The sequence below is a fragment of the Kaistella sp. genome, from assembly GCF_032060305.1.
Taxonomy (GTDB): Bacteria; Bacteroidota; Bacteroidia; order Flavobacteriales; family Weeksellaceae; genus Kaistella; species Kaistella yananensis.
Genome location: NZ_DAMBHK010000089.1, coordinates 3437 through 5851, shown reverse-complemented (window position 1 = coordinate 5851; position 2415 = coordinate 3437). Strand labels below are relative to the sequence as shown.

Annotated in this window: 3 protein-coding genes; all 3 read left to right on the top strand. The window is 40.3% G+C overall.

The genetic code is table 11. The features are described 5' to 3' along the window. Positions 1-610: hypothetical protein (locus tag V5N63_RS10505; protein WP_332033901.1), on the top strand; the 610-nt coding region annotated here is incomplete at its 5' end. 126 nt (positions 611-736) lie between these two features. Beyond that, positions 737-1519: a DUF6759 domain-containing protein gene (locus V5N63_RS10500; protein ID WP_332033900.1), complete on the top strand. Its 783-nt coding sequence runs from the start codon at positions 737-739 to the stop codon at positions 1517-1519. A gap of 80 nt (positions 1520-1599) precedes the next feature. Next, positions 1600-2277, top strand: a complete 678-nt coding sequence (gene trmB, locus V5N63_RS10495; RefSeq protein WP_332033899.1) for a tRNA (guanosine(46)-N7)-methyltransferase TrmB — start codon at positions 1600-1602, stop codon at positions 2275-2277. Positions 2278-2415: the final 138 nt, after the last annotated feature.

Below are 2415 nucleotides of genomic sequence, written 5' to 3'. Positions count from 1 at the left end.
AAAACCTGGCGATGTCATCAGGTTTACTTCTATTGTTACCGACAGAAAAGATGTTGCCGTTACTGCTGAAGACCTTCAGAATGCAAGTAATTTTGTGGAACTCAAGATTGCGTATTACGACATACAGGAGGTGGTGATCAGTAAATTTAAGCCTACAGGAAACCTGCGGAAAGACGTAAGCTCCCTGAAAAACGGTGAAAAAAATATGGCCCTGCAGAAAATGATTGGCCTGCCGACTCCGAAAGGGGATGGTACGCCACCCCAACTTCCCGTAGCCGGATTCGCGGGCGGCGGTCTTACTTTCAGCCTGGAAAGTATCTACGACATTCTTTCCGGTGACCGGAAAAAGAAGGAAAGAGCCCAGCAATACGAAACAATGAACGGAGCGGTGGCAGGAATAAGGAATTATTTCGGAACTGAATATTTTACCAACCTGAAAATACCCGCGAATTATATCGATAACTTCCTGCAGTTCGTTTATACTTCAGATAATATCCTGCCTTACGTGCAGCACAATAACTACGAAGCGGTATCACTTTACATTGAAAAATATCTGCCAATTTACCAGCGCCGATTGCGGAATTCGCACTTAATGGAGGCTGCAAAGTGATTTTTCGTGATTTTTAATTTTTTATGTTAAATTAAAAGTTTTATATTTGGCGGCGCGTTTAAGGATGATGGCATTTTATTGCCGTTTTAGTGTCCTTGCCTTATGTTAACTCATAAATTTTACTGAATGTCGTTTGTTAAAAGTTTATTTTGTTTTTTAATGTTGTTGTCACTTTGTAACCTCTCTGCCCAGCGTAAGGGGAAAGATTATTCGAACATCCTCCGCAGTAACAATATTTACGAAATCGATTCTTATTTGCGTATAGCGCATCCCGATGACCCCAAACGATCTGTACTGAAGCCCCGACTGGTGAAACTGCTGAATGAATATATTAAAACAGCACACCCATCCGACCAAAGGGTGAAGGATTTTCAGGAAAAGCTCGCACTTTTGCGTAGAAAACCCTCCACACGAATAAGTTTCGACGAGATGAACGAAAGCATCCGCCAGAAGCAAATTGCAAAATACCGCGAAGAGAGCGCAAAGAAACCAGGTAATTACGTAACCAAGGTTTACGGCAATGCTGGTGTTTCAGCCCCGTCAACATCTGCGGGCGGCGCATCATCCGGTTACGTAAATCCGGAAGAGGCGGAATTCGAGATGCTGATGTCGGTAAATCCTATTGAACATAAAAACAATACCGTAAAAATCCTGAATTCTCTCTTTGATAACGATCCGAACAGTAAAGAAAGCATCGTACTCATCGAAAACAAATCGAAGTGTAATATTATCATGCGAATCGAAGGTATTGGTAACACCAAATACAGGCTCGCAATACCTTCGCAAAGCGATAATACCATAGTGGTTGCCAAAGGCGATTATCTTTTCACAAGCCTTGTTTGTGGTGCCCAATATGCATCGCAGAAAACCGTTCAGAAAGCGGTGATGGTTGCATTAGGAAACCAGTAGTTATAAATAAGTTAAAGTTCAGGAAAAAAAATAAGTCTTGAACAATTTTATTTATTTTTGCACGTTTTTGAATGTAGAAAATGGGTAAAAATAAACTGGCAAGATTTGCCGAAAACAAAACACTTCCGAACGTATTTCAGCCAACCAGAGAAGAGGCACTCAATAATTATCCTTTAAAAGGAAAATGGAGATCCGAAGTCTTTAAAAACCATAACCCTATCGTACTGGAACTGGGTTGCGGAAAAGGTGAGTACTCCGTAGGTTTAGCAAAATCCTTCCCCGATAAAAACTTTATTGGCATCGATATTAAAGGTGCCAGATTTTGGTTCGGAGCCAAAGAAGCGGTGGAAAAAAAACTAAACAACGTGGCCTTCCTGAGAACACAGATTGAACTGGTAGACTGTTTTTTTGATCACGACGAAGTTGATGAAATCTGGATCACTTTTCCCGACCCACAAATCAAGTACCGAAGAACAAAGCACAGAATGACGCACCCGGATTTTCTGGAGCGTTATAAAAAAATTCTGAAAAAGGATGGTATCGTTCATCTGAAAACCGATTCAGAATTTCTGCACGGTTATACTTTAGGTTTACTGCAGGGACAGGGCCACGAGATTATTTCTGCCCATCATGATATTTACGGGGCGCCGGAATACGATCCGGGAACTCCGCTTTTAAGGGAAATAAAAACGTATTATGAGGGTTTATTTTCGGCGAAAGGCAAAACGATTACTTATATTAAATTTAGAATTAAGTAACAGTTTTTAATTCGATTCAAATTATTAAATCATTTTTCATTGATACACAAAAAAAGCTCAGAAATTAATCTGAGCTTTTCTTGTAGTGAAGATAAAATCTTATTCTGCAGCAGTATCGAAATCTGCATCAGCATCAGC